This is a genomic window from Devosia psychrophila, assembly GCF_000971275.1.
Taxonomy (GTDB): domain Bacteria; phylum Pseudomonadota; class Alphaproteobacteria; order Rhizobiales; family Devosiaceae; genus Devosia; species Devosia psychrophila.
In genome coordinates this window covers 1-587 of record NZ_LAPV01000117.1, presented here as the reverse complement: position 1 = coordinate 587, position 587 = coordinate 1, and the positions used below count along the sequence as shown (strand labels likewise).

The 587-nt window shown below is 57.9% G+C and carries 1 protein-coding gene; it reads right to left on the bottom strand.

The genetic code is table 11. The annotated features are described in order from the left end of the window. Positions 1 to 191 precede the first annotated feature (191 nt). On the bottom strand, positions 192 to 587 hold a 396-nt coding region (locus WH91_RS10690; protein ID WP_046171006.1), incomplete at its 5' end, for a transposase.

Below are 587 nucleotides of genomic sequence, written 5' to 3'. Positions count from 1 at the left end.
CTAATGAGACCTGTGCGCGGGGAGCTTTTGCGTTGATTTTGTTTGAGCTTTTCGGCTTTCTAGGTGGATGGCTGTCATTGGGCGCTCATATCCGGTGTCCGATTGACATAGATGGCACAAAGATATCAGCGCCAACGTCGTCGGCTGTGGCTTGTGACGCTCCCGTGTGAGCGTCCGTCAAGTTTTGCACGCTATCCAGCCATGGCGATGATGTTCAAACTGCGTTTCATATTGTAGGCGATGGCAGTGATGCGTATTTGAACGCCTGCCTTGGCAAGCCCTCGCCATCGCATCCGGCGAAGGCCGTAGCTTCGTTTCCAGGTGCCAAAGATCTTCTCAATCCGGCCACGAATGCGGTGGATTGGTTGGTTCCAGGCATCAAGGCGCGCCAGTGTTTCCGCTTCGTCTTTGCCCCACATACCGGTGGCGACGATGCGCGGCGTTCCGCCCTTGGCGCGCACCGCGTCGCCGAAATGGTTGCCGCAATAGGCGCTGTCGGCAAACACCTCGCCGGGATTGTCGGGTAGAGTATCAGGACCGGCCTTGCCGTCGTTGATGTTGGCGGGCGTGACGGCGATCTCCTCGAC